Annotated in this window: 13 protein-coding genes; 10 read left to right on the forward strand and 3 right to left on the reverse strand. The window is 38.5% G+C overall.

Features of this window, described 5'->3' with window-relative positions; genetic code table 11:
- The first annotated feature begins 4 nt into the window (after positions 1-4).
- The gene (locus tag BR30_RS0122310) at positions 5-778 is read left to right on the forward strand and encodes a C40 family peptidase (RefSeq protein ID WP_026566931.1); all 774 of its coding nucleotides are present in this window, start codon (positions 5-7) and stop codon (positions 776-778) included.
- A 108-nt stretch (positions 779-886) separates the two neighbouring features.
- On the forward strand, positions 887-1,516 hold the full coding sequence (locus tag BR30_RS0122315) for a TVP38/TMEM64 family protein (protein ID WP_026566932.1): 630 nt from the start codon (positions 887-889) through the stop codon (positions 1,514-1,516).
- Here BR30_RS0122315 and BR30_RS0122320 read toward each other — a convergent pair.
- Positions 1,513-1,863 (reverse strand): hypothetical protein, encoded by a 351-nt coding sequence (locus BR30_RS0122320; RefSeq protein ID WP_026566933.1) that lies wholly within the window; start codon positions 1,861-1,863, stop codon positions 1,513-1,515. The genes BR30_RS0122315 and BR30_RS0122320 overlap by 4 nt on opposite strands.
- A 96-nt stretch (positions 1,864-1,959) precedes the next feature.
- Between BR30_RS0122320 and BR30_RS0122325 the strand changes: the two genes are divergently transcribed.
- Positions 1,960-2,565 (forward strand): LysE/ArgO family amino acid transporter, encoded by a 606-nt coding sequence (locus tag BR30_RS0122325; protein ID WP_026566934.1) that lies wholly within the window; start codon positions 1,960-1,962, stop codon positions 2,563-2,565.
- A 543-nt stretch (positions 2,566-3,108) separates the two neighbouring features.
- Positions 3,109-3,756: a PAQR family membrane homeostasis protein TrhA gene (gene trhA / locus BR30_RS0122335; protein WP_026566936.1), complete on the forward strand. Its 648-nt coding sequence runs from the start codon at positions 3,109-3,111 to the stop codon at positions 3,754-3,756.
- 52 nt (positions 3,757-3,808) lie between these two features.
- Here the strand turns inward: trhA and BR30_RS0122340 are convergent, their stop codons facing one another.
- Positions 3,809-5,260 carry an MFS transporter gene (locus tag BR30_RS0122340; RefSeq protein WP_155928770.1) on the reverse strand — a complete coding sequence of 484 codons (1,452 nt, stop codon included), beginning with the start codon at positions 5,258-5,260 and terminating at the stop codon, positions 3,809-3,811.
- 149 nt (positions 5,261-5,409) lie between these two features.
- Here BR30_RS0122340 and BR30_RS0122345 point away from each other — a divergent pair, with 149 nt between their 5' ends.
- Genes BR30_RS0122345 through BR30_RS0122355 form a run of 3 tightly spaced genes read left to right on the forward strand, consistent with a single transcriptional unit; the run spans position 5,410 to position 9,069 of the window.
- Positions 5,410-7,740 (forward strand): xanthine dehydrogenase family protein molybdopterin-binding subunit, encoded by a 2,331-nt coding sequence (locus BR30_RS0122345; RefSeq protein WP_026566938.1) that lies wholly within the window; start codon positions 5,410-5,412, stop codon positions 7,738-7,740.
- Positions 7,727-8,566, forward strand: coding sequence for an FAD binding domain-containing protein (locus BR30_RS0122350; RefSeq protein ID WP_026566939.1), 840 nt, complete (start codon positions 7,727-7,729; stop codon positions 8,564-8,566). The genes BR30_RS0122345 and BR30_RS0122350 overlap by 14 nt, the downstream gene beginning before the upstream one ends.
- A 35-nt stretch (positions 8,567-8,601) precedes the next feature.
- Positions 8,602-9,069 (forward strand): (2Fe-2S)-binding protein, encoded by a 468-nt coding sequence (locus tag BR30_RS0122355; protein WP_026566940.1) that lies wholly within the window; start codon positions 8,602-8,604, stop codon positions 9,067-9,069.
- A gap of 42 nt (positions 9,070-9,111) precedes the next feature.
- Here BR30_RS0122355 and BR30_RS0122360 read toward each other — a convergent pair whose 3' ends face one another.
- Positions 9,112-11,178 carry a peptidoglycan D,D-transpeptidase FtsI family protein gene (locus BR30_RS0122360; RefSeq protein ID WP_026566941.1) on the reverse strand — a complete coding sequence of 689 codons (2,067 nt, stop codon included), beginning with the start codon at positions 11,176-11,178 and terminating at the stop codon, positions 9,112-9,114.
- Positions 11,179-11,440: 262 nt separating this feature from the next.
- Here BR30_RS0122360 and BR30_RS0122365 point away from each other — a divergent pair, with 262 nt between their 5' ends.
- The 3 genes from BR30_RS0122365 to BR30_RS0122375 all read left to right on the forward strand — a co-directional run bounded on the left by BR30_RS0122365 (position 11,441) and on the right by BR30_RS0122375 (position 14,916).
- Positions 11,441-12,973: a carboxypeptidase M32 gene (locus tag BR30_RS0122365; protein ID WP_051633728.1), complete on the forward strand. Its 1,533-nt coding sequence runs from the start codon at positions 11,441-11,443 to the stop codon at positions 12,971-12,973.
- A 309-nt stretch (positions 12,974-13,282) separates the two neighbouring features.
- Complete coding sequence (locus BR30_RS0122370) at positions 13,283-14,071, forward strand: TerC family protein (RefSeq protein ID WP_026566943.1); 789 nt, start codon at positions 13,283-13,285, stop codon at positions 14,069-14,071.
- A 173-nt stretch (positions 14,072-14,244) separates the two neighbouring features.
- Positions 14,245-14,916, forward strand: coding sequence for a phosphatase PAP2 family protein (locus BR30_RS0122375; RefSeq protein WP_026566944.1), 672 nt, complete (start codon positions 14,245-14,247; stop codon positions 14,914-14,916).
- Positions 14,917-14,933: the final 17 nt, after the last annotated feature.

Below are 14,933 nucleotides of genomic sequence, written 5' to 3' on the forward strand. Positions count from 1 at the left end.
TACGATGAAAAAACATCTACTATCTATCGCAGCAACGGCGGGGATCCTGTTTTCTACATATGTTGGAACGGCTAGTGCACACGAAAACATTTATACTGTCCAATCAGGGGATACTCTATGGAAAATTTCACAAGCCAATAAAGTCAGTGTTGCAGACTTGAAAACTTGGAACCAACTTACGACTGATTCTCTTTATGTAAATCAGAAGCTGACATTATTAGCACCACACAGCCATGAAACAGCAACTGTAACCTATACAGTCCAAAAAGGGGATACATTATACCTAATTGCGATCCGTAACAAACTTACTGTTGTCCAACTTAAATCACTGAATAATCTTACATCTGATACAATTTATATTGGACAAGTTTTGAAAATAACTACTAGTGGAACAACAACACCAGTGCCGGTCCCAACAGTATCAAAGGCGCAAATGGTAATGGAAGAAGCAAAAAAATACATTGGGACACCGTATTTATGGGGCGGAAATACGCCTGCTGGTTTTGATTGCAGTGGGCTAACGAGCTACGTGTTTAATAAGGTTGGAGTATCAATTCCACGAACGGCGGCCACACAATGGTCAGGAATGAAGGCTGTCAGCACCCCAAAACCCGGAGACTTAGTATTCTTTGAAACATACGCTCCTGGTCCTACACATGTAGGGATATATTTGGGCAACAACCAATTCATTCAAGCTGGTTCAAAAGGCGTATCAATCGCTGATATGACAAATTCCTATTGGAAACCAAGATACCTTGGTGCGAGAACAGCATTTTAATAGAAAATCAGAAGGGCCTTTTCAACACGAAAGGCCCTTTTATTTTTCAAAAATTAAAAATATAGTATGATAGGATTAATCAAAAAATGAAGTGAAGGGAGTTGTCGGATGTTTAAAAGAATATTAAGTATAGGAATTCTATTGTTAATCATAGCAATTGGTTTATTTCAAAAGGATGAATTACTTCACCTTGTTCAACAAGGGGGAGCCTTATCCATTTTAATAAGTATGTTATTAGTAGCGATTTGTGTCTTTTTTCCCGTCATTCCATTTCCCGTTCTAGCAGGAACGATTGGTGCGGTATTTGGAACATCTCAAGGGTTGATTGTATCCTTAACAGGCGCCATGGTAGGAACAATGGCTTTCTTTTTCCTGTCTAGGTATGGTTTTCGTGATTATGCTCAGCAAAAACTAATGAATTATCCAAAGGTTCAAGAATACGATGAGCTTCTAAATAAGAATTCCTTTGTTGCGATCTTAACCTGTCGATTAATTCCAATCATACCGGCACCGGTTGTTAATATCGTTTGTGGTTTAAGTCATGTTAAATGGTTAACTTTTTTTACGGCATCATTCATTGGAAAAATACCAAATATTCTACTGTTGTCGTACGCAGGTGCATTATTTAGTAACAACAAGCTCTACTCTTTTGGAATATATGGAGTTTATTTCATTATTATTTTTATCATTAACTTTATTATTATTTATCGCAAACAAGCAAATAAATCATTGGATTAAACGACTTCTCGAATGTTTAAATCATTTTGTTTTTCAACAGAGATAACTTCCTTAAAAAAGCTTTTTAAGATGAGCCATTTAGCTGGATAACTGTAAATGAAATCTTCTATCACCTGTGAGGAATAATACAAAAAACAATCGATATGAACTTTTTCTTTTTTTAAGTCATAAAGAAGCGCATGTGGAATGGTGTAGTAGTCATTCAACTGATAAGGATTGAACTTTACGACTTGAATTTTTTGCTCATTGATAAAATTTTTTAAAGATTGTTCTTGAAAAGCTATACTTTCTTCCTTACTTTGTCCATTTAAAGAAATACGATCATTAATAAAATAAATTCCCTGCATAAAATACACCCCAATTTTTTTCATTGATTGGTATTGTTATTGACAGGGTTTAGAAGAAGTATACTTAATTTAGAAAATACATATGGAGAGAAAAAAATGATAAGTGCCGCAATACATGGATTTATTTTAGCTTTTGGACTCATCCTGCCTCTCGGAGTCCAAAATGTGTTTATTTTTAATCAAGGGGCGATGCAGTCACGATGGTTCTACGTTCTACCAGTCGTTTTGACCGCTTCCATTTGTGATACATTACTTATTTCATTAGCTGTTTTTGGTGTCTCAGCGGTTGTTTTAGGTGTTGCCTGGATAAAGGTAACGTTATTGCTTTTTGGGATATTATTTTTGCTATACATGGGGTATTCAACATGGAAAAGTAAACCGAATGCCGAGAAAACAACAGGTGATAGATTTTCACCCCAAAAACAGATTATCTTTGCTGCCTCAGTCTCTTTATTAAACCCTCACGCAATCATGGATACCATTGGAGTAATTGGTACTAGCTCCTTATCATATTCGGGGTCAGCCAAAATTACCTTTATGGTGGTATGTATTTTGGTTTCCTGGCTATGGTTCTTTGGTTTGTCGATTGTGGGCAGTTTGGTAGGGAAAGTAGATTCCTCAGGGAGATTTATTCTTATTTTAAATAAAATTTCGGCTCTAATAATGTGGGGAACAGCTGTTTATCTTATGTTTTCTCTTTAACGAAATGTGTATTCTTCTTACTATTTGAAGGATATGGAACAAAAGCACGCATTTAAGTATGAATGCGTGCTTTTCCCATGAGATAAAAAAATTACCCAGCTATTGGCCGGGTATGCAAAACTAATCTATATTTTAAGGGGGCGGAGGTTTAAGGTTCTTCCGTGAACCTATTTATATGATAATGGATAAATATTAATAAATTATGAACGAAAGATTAATAGTATAAGAAAAGGTGATAAAATGAGAGATTTTCATTGTTGCGCGACATGCAGGCATTTTAAAGCGGAGAAAAGGGCAGAGGGGATGCACTATTATTGTAGTCGTTTAGGCTTTGAAACAAAAACGGCCTACAAATTTAATTGCTGGAGTCCAAAAGAAAACATTAAGAAAATGATTGATAATAATAGGAAGGATATTGATACTCAAGGATGAGTTACACTTTTTTCTATAATTAATGACAAATATACATTGTCCTCCTGTTATTATCATGGTATTTTCATCAATATCATTTAAGGTTTGATTATTGGCAGGGAGTGAATTCTAATGGCTGCAACACATGTTTTTTCAAAGAAAGAGGAACTAGCGAATTCAATCACACACGGAATAGGAGTAATGCTTAGTATTGCTGCCTTAGTAATATTAATTGTCTACTCATCCCTTTATGGAAACGTTTGGCATATCATAAGTTTTACAATCTTTGGTGTAACAATGTTTATTCTATATATGTCTTCTACGCTGCTTCATAGCTTCCCGGAAGGAAAGGTTAAGGACATTTTCGAAATTTTTGACCATTCTTCTATTTACCTTTTCATTGCCGGGACCTATACCCCGTTTCTACTAATAGTAATTAAAGGAGCACTGGGCTGGACACTTTTCGGAATAGTTTGGGGACTAGCGATTGCTGGCACAGTCTTTAAATGCTTTTTTGTGAAAAAGTACCTTTTTACCTCGACAGCTCTTTATGTTGTCATGGGGTGGTTAATTGTCTTTGCCTGGAAACCTTTAGTGAATAATCTCTCGCCACAAGGAATGACCTTTTTAATTATAGGCGGTGCACTTTATACACTAGGCGCCATTTTCTATGTGTGGCGAGGGTTTAGATATCACCATGCGGTTTGGCACGTGTTTGTATTGGCCGCAAGTGCAGCACACTTTTTTTGTGTGTTGTTATATGTATTGCCGATAAATTAAAAGAAACAGCACTCGACACGAGTCTGTTTCTTTTTTTATTATATTTCAGCTGTTAGACATGCCTCATTTTTCTAAAATTCAATGTTTCTCGTGAAAACCATAAACTCATTAAAAAGCTGATGACTCCTGTTACCAGTAAAACCTGTCCAATAATTTTCATACTTTCCGCTGTAATCTCTTCACCAAAAATTAATCCTAAGATGATGGAAGCTAGAATAGAGCCTAAATATCGGCAAGTTTGAAACAGGCCGGAAGTTGTCCCAAGTATCGCATTTGGACTTTCCTTAACCATTGCTACTTGTAGTACCACATTTCCAATTCCGTAGCTTAAGCCCATGATTGATAAAATAATCCCGATACCGAGAAAGGTAGAATGAATAAAAAACAGCATAAATGACAGTGCACCTATAATAGATATAAAAGCCCCAACCATAATTGGCTGGTTTACTCCGAAACGATCGATCCATTTCCCCGTAACAGATGAAATAAGAATGCTGACTCCGGACATAAATAACATTAACAGACCGCTCATTTCAACACTTAAACCCATTCCTTCTTGAAAATAACTTGGCAGTCCGAAAAATAAACAATAGAAAAAGATATTTAACAAGATAAACTGAATATACACCATCGAAAGCTTAGGATGTTTTCTGAAAATCCGAATGTCGATAAATGGTTCTTTGACCCTTAATTCCCTCCAAGCAAATAAACAGAAAAAAATGATTCCAACAATACCCGAAAGATAATGTATTTTCGTTTCAAAGGATAACAGGAACCATAAAAAGAAGACCATTCCTGCAGCGAAATAACCAATACCTAGAAAATCTAGATGAGAAAGTAGTCCCTTGATTTGAGACTTATCCTGTTTCAGGTCTTTGGGAAACATATACCAACCTAAAATAAAACTGAGGAGAATAAATGGAAAATTAACCCAAAAGATAGCTGGCCAATTCCCTAAAACGATTAAGAAACCACCGATTGTCGGCCCAAGTGCGACCATGGCGGAGGCAAAAATTGATAAAACGGCAAGGGCTGAAGCCTGTCTTTCTTTAATATGGTCTCGAATTAACGACATTCCAGACGGATAAATGGCACTAGAGCCTATCGATTGAAGCAGCCTCATTGCAAGTAACATCAGAAAGGAGGATGCAAGAGGGGCACCAATCGCTGACAGGGCAACTACAATAAGTCCGGTTAAGAAGGTCTTTTTTCGGCCAAAGATATCTCCTAGCTTTCCCGTCACTGGTTGTGCTACCGCACTTGCTAAATAGAAACTGGATATTAGCCAGGAAACCGTGGAAAAGGATAGGTGAAAATCCTTTTGAATACTGTGTAATGCCAAGGCAATCATTGATGAATTCAGCGGATTTAACATTGTTCCTGATGCAACCGCCGTGAGAAATAATGCTCGATTTTTCTTCATGACTTCTTCCTTTACTGGATATAGAATTAATATATTTTTTGCAATAAATGTAACATCATACCAATTAATAGTATATTTCATTAGTCTAAAAAAAGATAATTATTGATTTAGATGAAGCCATGAAAAGGACATTATCCATTAAACATAAAAAATATATCATTCTAGGAATAGCCTCTCAATTAATATAAATAGGATAGGTCATCACATAATCGCGGGGGGGAGGGAGAAATTTGGAGGTTATTGGGAAAAGCGTCATTCGTAAAGAAGCACTGGATAAGGTGTCAGGGAGGGCAAAATATACCCATGATTACCATTCCATTCCTATGTTATCTGGCAAAATGGTCATTAGTCCTTATGGCCATGCGAAGATAGTGAAAATTGACACATCCGAAGCTTGGAAGATTAATGGGGTAAGGGCCATTCTTGCTGGAAAGGAGTATCCATTAACAGGGGAGGCCATTCGGGACCGGCCGCCTATCGCCTTTGATAAGGTTCGCTATCACGGTGAAACGGTTGCACTTGTTGTAGCTGATTCACCAGTCCAGGCTAAAATGGCGGCCGACCTGATTAAAGTCCAATATGAATTGCTGCCGGTCGTAAACTCACCATCCCAAGCATTTGAAAAAGGAGCCCCCTTAGTCCATGAAAACTTAGGAAAATATAAAAAAGAGGATGACTCGCATCCGGTGCCTGACACCAACATTGCTTCCCATATAAAAATTCGTAAAGGTAATATGGAAAAAGGGTGGGCTGACACTAACACAGTGGTGGAAGCAAGTTATTCATTTTCTCCTTCTGATCATGCGGCAATGGAAACAAGGTGTGCGTCTGCCGAAATCATGCCCGATGGAAATATCTTTATTACCACTTCTTCTCAAGCACCTTTTATGGTCAAAACACTAATCGCTGATTACTTTGGTGAGGATATGGGGAAAATTATTGTCCGTACCCCGCTTGTAGGCGGTGCCTATGGGGGAAAAGTTGCCGTTCAACTGGAAGTTCTGGCCTATCTAGCCTCAAAGGCTGTTGGCGGTAAACCTGTAGAGATTCTCAATACGAGAGAAGAAGATATCTTAACGTCTCCCTGTCACATCGGTTTAGATGCAAAAATTAAGCTCGGAGCAGACAGCAGCGGCAAAATTAAGGCAGCAGAAATTCGTTTTTTATGGGATGGCGGAGCCTATTCCGATAAAGCGATTGACCTAACTAGGGCTGGAGCGGCCGATTGTACTGGACCATATAACATACAAAATGTCTGGTGTGATTCCTATTGTATGTATACAAATCACCCATATGCATCACCATTTAGAGGTTTTAGCCATTCCGAACTTTCCTTTGCCATTGAGCGAACATTGGATTTACTTGCACAAAAAATAAAAATGAACCCGCTCGAACTTCGGTATATAAATGCGATTAAACCTGGACACACTACCCCGACAAGGGTCCGTCTAAATAAAAGTAATGTCGGTAACTTACAACAGTGTATTGAGAGAGTAAGAGATTTAATCAAATGGGATGAAGGTGCGATCAAAGAAGTAAACGAACGGATTGTTAGAGTAAAGGGAGTTAGCTGCAGTTGGAAAACATCGACGATTGATCCCAATGCCCCTTCGGGAGTGATATTAACATTTAATCGAGATGGAAGTATCAATTTACTTTCTGGTGTGATTGAAATTGGAACTGGTACAAAAACCATCCTTGCTCAGTTGCTTGCCGAAAGGTTGAAGATGGACGTGGATATGATACATGTTCGGATGGAAGTGGATACGCAAACAATACCAGAACATTGGAAGACTGTTGCCAGCAGAGGAACATTTATGGCTGGAAGAGCTCTGCTTGAAGCCGCTGATGATGTAATTAGACAGTTAAAGGAAATTGCTTCAACCGTTTTAAGAGTACCAACAGAAGATTTAGAAGTTGCACATCATAAAGTCTATTTACGAGACGATCCTTCGATCGGAATTCCGGTCAAAGACATCTGCTATGGATATCAATACCCAAATGGTAATTCGATAGGCGGACAAATTATTGGCAGAGGGAATTATATTTTGCGTCATCTTACCCATTTGGATCCTGAGAGTAGAGCGGGTAAGCCAGGACCTGAGTGGACAGTTTCAGCCTATGGTGTAGAAATTGAAATCGATAAAAGAGATTATACCTTTCGACTATTGAAAGCTTGTACCGTGGTCGACATTGGTCGAGTTTTAAATGAAAAAGCAGCATTGGGCCAGGTAATGGGTGCGATGAGCATGGGATTAGCTTTTGCTGGAAGGGAAACGTTTTATTTTGACGAACTCGGCAGGGTTCTTAATCCGCAGCTCCGAACGTATCGGCCACTCCGCTATGGTGAAAATCCAGAATATTTAGTGGCATTCGTTGAAACACCGCAATTAGATGGTCCGTATGGGGCCCGAGGTGTGGGGGAGCAAGGATTAATGGGCATGCCTGCTGCACTCGGTAATGCTTTGTATACAGCTGCAGGGGTTTCACTTCACCATCTGCCTCTTATTCCTGAATTAATTTGGAAGACAAAGGAGGCGCAAAAAAATGCTTCCCTTTGAGTTTGATTATTTTAAACCAAACACATTAAAAGAAGCAGTCGATTTATATCAGTATTTAGATAAAGGTGGAAAGAAACCAATGTTCTTTTCAGGGGGTACGGAATTAATTACGCTTGGAAGAATCGATTTAGCGTATACCGAGGCGGTTATTGATATTAAGGATATCCCTGAATCCAAGGTAATGCAGGTAAGCGGTGATCATTTGTTGCTTGGCAGTACTCTTTCGCTAACAAAGATTGAAGAGGCAAATCTTTTTCCGTTATTAACGAAAACAGCTAGTGAAGTTGCGGATCATACGTCGCGAGGGAAAATTACTTTAGGTGGGAACATTTGTGCACGAATCTTTTACAGAGAAACCGTTTTACCATTTTTACTTTCAGATAGCCAAGTTTTAACTATTGGACCTGAAGGAAAAAAGATGGTACCAATTAATGAAATTTTTCAAGAGCAGCTTCGATTAAAAAATGGGGAATTTCTTGTCCAATTAGCAACAGAAACGCGGTTTATTGCTGCACCATTTATTAGTATCAAACGCCGTCAGCAGTGGGACACTGGCTATCCATTAATTACAGTGGCCGCATTAAAATTGGGGCAGGAGGTGCGCGTCGCAATCAGCGGCTTGTGCCCATTTCCGTTTCGGTCAAAGGAGTTGGAGTCTTCTTTAAATAATAAAGGACTGCCGTTGACTCAAAGAATTACTGATGCCATCGCTAAGTTACCGAAGCCGATTTTAGATGATGTTGAAGGGTCAGCAGATTACAGGCTATTTGTATTACGGAATGTCTTGTTAGATGTGTGTTCTGCATTGGTTCCTGCTGGTTCTTGAGAATGATAGATTAATTGCATGAAGGAGGGGGAAAGGTGAAATCACACACGATTATATTAAACATAAATGGAGAAAAGCAAAACATACTGGTACGGTCTGCCGACACACTTTTATATGCAATTCGAGGTAAACTTGGACTGACAGGCGCTAAGCCTGGGTGTTTGAACGGGGATTGCGGTGCTTGTACAGTCAATATTGATGGGTGGCCGATGAAATCATGCCTAATGCTTGCTGTTGAAGCGAATGGAAAGAAGGTAACAACGATAGAGGGTTTGGAGAATACACCCATTCAGCAGGCATTTGTCGAAAACTTTGCCTTCCAATGTGGCTACTGCACACCGGGATTTATTATGAACTGTTACTCGTTAATCGAGCAGCATCCAGATGCAGATGATAACCTGATTAAAGAATGGCTGGAGTCAAATATTTGCCGCTGTACCGGCTATGCAGAAATTGAAAAGGCAGTGAAATCAGTGCTAAGAAATAATGAAAGAAGGGAATAACGGAACAAAAAGGATGCCATTAACTTGGCACCCTTGTAATGATTATCTTTTCTTCATCTGAAAATAAGTATCCAAGACGCGGCGACCAATTTTCAGGTTCGCTCGATTGTCTTTTTTACCTTGGTAAGCCCATGGAACAATAACGGCCATAGCCACTTCTGGATTCGAACTAGGGGCGTAACTTACCAAGCTAAGGTTCATCACTGGTGGTGGTTCTTTCCCAAATCGGTACCGTTCAGGACCGTCGTAAAAGGCTTCAGCAGTTCCTGTTTTACCGGCAGGAGAGTAAGGTGCATTGCCGAAAAACTTATACGCCGTGCCGCCGCGTTCTTGCATAACCTTTTTAAAACCTAATTTGACACGGTACAACCAATCCGATTTCATATCAATTGTATTTAGGACCGTGGGGGGGATTTCTTTTACAACATGCCCAAGTTCACTTGTTCCTTCTTTAGGTTCGAGCATTTGTTTGACAACATGCGGCTGCATTCGGTAACCGCCATTTGCTATGGTAGAAACATATTGTGCTAACTGCATGGCAGAATAGGTATCGTATTGTCCAATCACGAGGTCAAGCAGATATCCCGGAAGATGACTTTGACCTTTAAATCCCGATTGCTCATTTGGTAAATCAATCCCTGTTCTGGTTCCAAGACCGAACGAGGAAAACGAGTTTCGAATGGTATCGAAAGCCTTTGAACTTATATTTATGGGTTGATCGTACTCATAATGTCCTTTTCCAATTCTTATCGCTGTATGGAACATATAAACGTTGGAAGATAATTTTAAGGCATTAATTTCATTTAATCTCCCTAAGTAGGCATAGGATTTTTTTAAAGGAGTGGCCCGGATTTTTAAACCTGCATCATCAAAAACCGTACCTGGAGCGATAGCCCCTGTTTTATATCCAGTCAAAATAGTAGCTCCTTTGACAGTAGAACCAACGTTATAGGTGGTGGTAAATGTACCGAGAGCGTCATCTTCCATTTCTACACTGCCTGTTTGATTATTTCTAACTATTTTTTTACCAGACATAGCTAAGACTTCGCCAGTTTTTGGGTTCATTAAAACCACATATGCTCGGTCAGTTAGATAGGTTCCCGGATATCTTTTCGCAGCCCAAAGTTCTTCTTCAATGATTCGATCAACCTTCCTTTGCAAATCCATATCAATGCTTAAGACAAGGTCTTTACCCTTTTTACCATTTGATACGGGATGGTTTTCGATCACATTTCCTGTTTTATCGGTTACATTTTTTATTTTTGATTTGTAACCATGTAAGACATTTTCATATTGCCACTCAAGTTGACTTTTTCCCACTCTGTCATTTCGGCTGTAATCTCTTGCTAAAAAATATTCCAATTGCTCAGCAGGCAGCCCTTCATCGGATTTGGTTACTTTTCCTAACACCGACTTTAAGGTTCGGTTGAAAGCGTAAGATCTCTCCCAGTCCGTTGTAGTATCCACTCCAGGAAGTGATTGTAGATTCTCACTCACAACTGCCAATTCTTTCGCAGTTACATCCTCATTCTTTATTATTTGGGTCGTAAACTTGTAGCCGCTGTTAAACTCTTTATAAAGCGCAAGGACCTCTAGTCTGTTTTTAGTCAATTCTTTTAATTCGCCAGTTGTGATGCGCTCTAATTTAAATTTATAAATATCACTATCTGTTAATTTCTTTGCATAATATAATTCCATTTCCTTTTTCGAGATTTTGGCATCCGCACGTTCTGGATTCATAATAATCCAGAAATCACGTTTATCCCTCTCTGTCACCTTGTTTGTATTTTTCGAAATCAGTTTTGCTAATTTTTCAGCTGTTTCGAGCATGACTTCTTGGCTAAACCCTTCATTGGTGTAGGAAATGGCACTTTTAGGGACATTATCAACGATAATTCTGTAATCTCGATCAAGGATTCTTCCTCGCGGGACAGGACTACTAATTGTGATATCTTCTTTTCTTGCTAAATCTCTTTTGAAATTTTCGCCATAAACAATTTGCACAAAACCAAGCCGGAGGATTAGTACGGAAAATAAGAAAAAAACACTGAAAAATAGAATATTTAGACGAACGGGGAAATGAGACTTCTTCATTTTCTGTTTTTCCAATTTCCTGCACATCCTTTTTTCAGAACCAATATAAATTACATATATATACTGCCCATTTGTATATGACAGTATGATAATTATTCCAATTAATTCCTAGGAATTTTTATAAATCGACATGTTTCTAGAATGATGAATTTTTTGTCAATAAAAAAATTTCTAATTTTTGCCCAAATTTTTAATTTTACTTTATAATCAGAAAGGGATGTGGTTGATTCTTTAACAAACATCTCTAGAAACGAGAGATTGATAGGAGGTCTAGATTATGGAACAGAAAGTCATTGATCCAGTGGTACTTAAGGCATTAGCGCAATTTAAGACTTTGGATGAAAAAATCACTCATTTTTCAAGCATCATTGGTTTAGCTGACTGGGATCAAAAAGTCATGGCACCGAAAAAAGGGAGAAGTACGTTTGCCAAGGCAACGGGGACCCTTCGGACGGAAATTTTTAAGCTTTCTGTTTCAGAGGAAATGGGAGAACTGCTAGCGGAGCTAACTCTTCCTGATAACTTGGTATTATTAGATGAAGTGACAAGAGCAAAAGTTAGAGAATATAAAGAGTACTACCAAAAATCAAAGAGCATTCCTGCGGACCTATTTCAGGAATACAGCATCTTAACGGCTCAGGCAAATGATGCTTGGGAAGAGGCAAGGGAAAACAATGATTTTGCTCGCTTCCTTCCGTACTTAGAGAAAATCGTTGATTACAAGCGAAGATTTGCTGATATCTATGGGTATGAGGACCATCCGTACGATGCCCTCTTAGATGAGTTTGAACCAGGTTTAACGGTGAAAAAACTCGATCCATTGTTTTCAAAATTAAGAGATTCTAGTGTTAAGCTGTTGGAACGCATTCAACAAAATGGAAAGCGGACACAGGCAGAAATTTTTGAACAATCATTTTCGATTGAAAAGCAAAAAGAATTTAACCGCTATATCCTGCCCATTTTAGGCTTTGACCTTGATGCGGGTAGATTGGACGAAACAGTCCATCCTTTTGCACAAACCGTTAATACAGGTGACGTACGATTAACAACTCGTTATTTAGAAGGAAATGTCCGCTCTGCTTTATTTGGAACCATTCATGAGGCTGGGCATGGAATTTATGAGCAGCATATCAATCCTCAGTTTGAGGAATCAGTTCTACAGAGTGGGGCATCCTTCGGTATCCATGAATCTCAATCGAGATTTTTAGAAAATATGGTCGGCCGCAGTAAGGAATTCTGGAAGTGCTTCTACCCTAAACTTCAAGAGTATTTTCCAAAGCAACTCGAACATATGACTGTTGACGAATTTTATCGGGCTGTAAATACGGTGCAGCCATCATTTATCCGTGTTGAAGCCGATGAATTAACCTATAATTTGCATATCATGCTTCGTTATGAAATCGAAAAAGCCTTAATTAGAGGAGAGATTGAAGCGAAGGATCTGCCAGTAGTTTGGAATCAAAAAATGCAAGATTATCTCGGTGTAACACCTAGTACTGACGCGGTAGGCGTTTTGCAGGATGTTCATTGGTCTTTTGGAGGCATCGGTTATTTCCCGTCCTATTCATTAGGGAATCTCTATGCAGCTCAAATTCTCCGTACGATTCAAAAAGACCTTCCAGATTTCTATAACCATATTGAAAATGGACGTTTTGATCTTATCCAAGAATGGTTAAAAGAAAAGATTCATCAATACGGAAAGCTTTATACACCAAACGAATTGATTGTTAAGGTAACGGGGGAAGAATTAAACGCGGAATATCTGGTTGAATATCTTGAAAAAAAATACACCGAGGTTTACGGGTTGTAAAGTGCAAAGCCGTGAAGTATGTGGTTATTAAACTCTTAAACTAACATTGACATTTTCTTTGCAGTATAATAAACTATAAGTAATTAAATATTTCCTTTTTAAAGGGGAGTAGCTGCTACAATAAAGTCGTCATTCCGAGTATTTATTACTCCGGCTTTATTGGCAACATTTACGTTGTTAGCAAGACCTTTACTTTACTGTAAAGGTCTTTTTGTGTTTTTTTAGGCCTTTACTGTAATCAGTAAAGGCCTATTTTTATGGCGTAAGGGAGTATTTTTAAAAAAAATCAACTTTAAGGAGGAAATATTCATGGACTTAACTCTTTTACTGGAATACGGCTGGGTGTTATTAATTTTGGTGGCATTAGAAGGTCTCTTAGCCGCAGACAACGCGTTAGTGCTTGCGATTATGGTGAAACAATTACCAGAAGAAAAACGTAAGAAGGCATTATTTTACGGTTTGGCAGGAGCCTTTGTGTTCCGCTTTGCTTCCTTGTTTGTGATTTCGTTTCTTGTGGATGTGTGGCAGGTTCAAGCCATTGGTGCTCTATATTTGCTGTTTATGGCTGGTAATCATATATTCCGTAAGGTGGTCATTAAAGGGAAGGAAGAAGATAAAGAGGAGAAGACGGGATCAAAAAAGAGCAATTTTTGGATGACAGTATTAAAAGTAGAAGTGGCTGACATTGCTTTTGCTGTTGATTCGATCCTTGCGGCGGTCGCAATGGCCGTTGCCTTGCCAAACACACCGCTTCCAGATATCGGTGGTCTGGATGGTGGTAAATTCTTAGTAATATTTGCTGGTGGGATTATTGGATTAATAATAATGCGCTTTGCAGCGAATCAGTTTGTAAATTTATTGGAAAAACGACCAGGTTTAGAAATTGCTGCTTTTGCAATTGTAGGCTGGGTTGGTGTGAAGCTTGCCGTCTACACGTTATCACATCCTATGCTAGCTATTTTAAATGAAGATTTTGCGCATTCAACAGTTTGGAAAATAACCTTTTATGTAGTATTAGTAGGTATCGCCGCAGCCGGCTGGTTTTTCTCAAAAGATAAAAGTGTAGAACCAGTAAGAGAAGAACCAAAGACACTATAATTATTTTTTGCCTCATCAGAAAGGCAGACTGAACCATATCTGCCTTTCTTATTGCCTTTTTTACATACATTCCAATGGACAGGGACAGTGAGGTTGAAAGTTGTAGAAGTTGAAACAATGAGCATCCTATAAATTATATTCATATATCTAATTTTCAAGAGAGGTTTGTAAAGATGAAATTAAAAACATATCTTGTAATCGCCTTTAGCATAAGTGTTGTTTCCATTATTGGCTTTAGTCTGATATCCTTGTTAATAAGTGACCAAAAAATCATTCATTTTGATCGGACGATAATCGACAGTGTTCAAGGAATGGAAACACCGCTTCTTACATCTGTAATGAAATTCTTTACGTTTATTGGTTCTGCTCCATTTGTCATTGTCCTTAGCCTATTTCTTTTATTTTTTCTCTATAAAGTGCTGCATCATCGCTTAGAATTGATCTTATTTGTGGCAGCCATTGCGGGTTCAGCGATATTAAATGGAATTTTAAAGAATTTTTTTCAACGCGTACGCCCAGAGTTTCATCGCTTAATTGAAATTGAAGGTTATAGTTTCCCAAGTGGGCATGCGATGAATGCTTTTACGGTCTATGGGATTATTTCGTTCTTATTATGGCGGCATATTACAAGCGCGTTAGGAAGATGGACACTAATCTTCGTAAGTATGGTGATGATTTTAGCCATTGGCATCAGTCGAATCTATTTAGGTGTCCATTACCCCAGTGATATCATTGGCGGATATTTTGCAAGCGGCTTTTGGATTACAACAGCTATTTTATTTTTCCAATATTATCAGGAAAAACGTTATAATAAAAGACAACGCCGCGAAAAGAATAGTGCCTAAATTTCTTATCTAGTATG

It is taken from the genome of Bacillus sp. UNC41MFS5 (assembly GCF_000686805.1).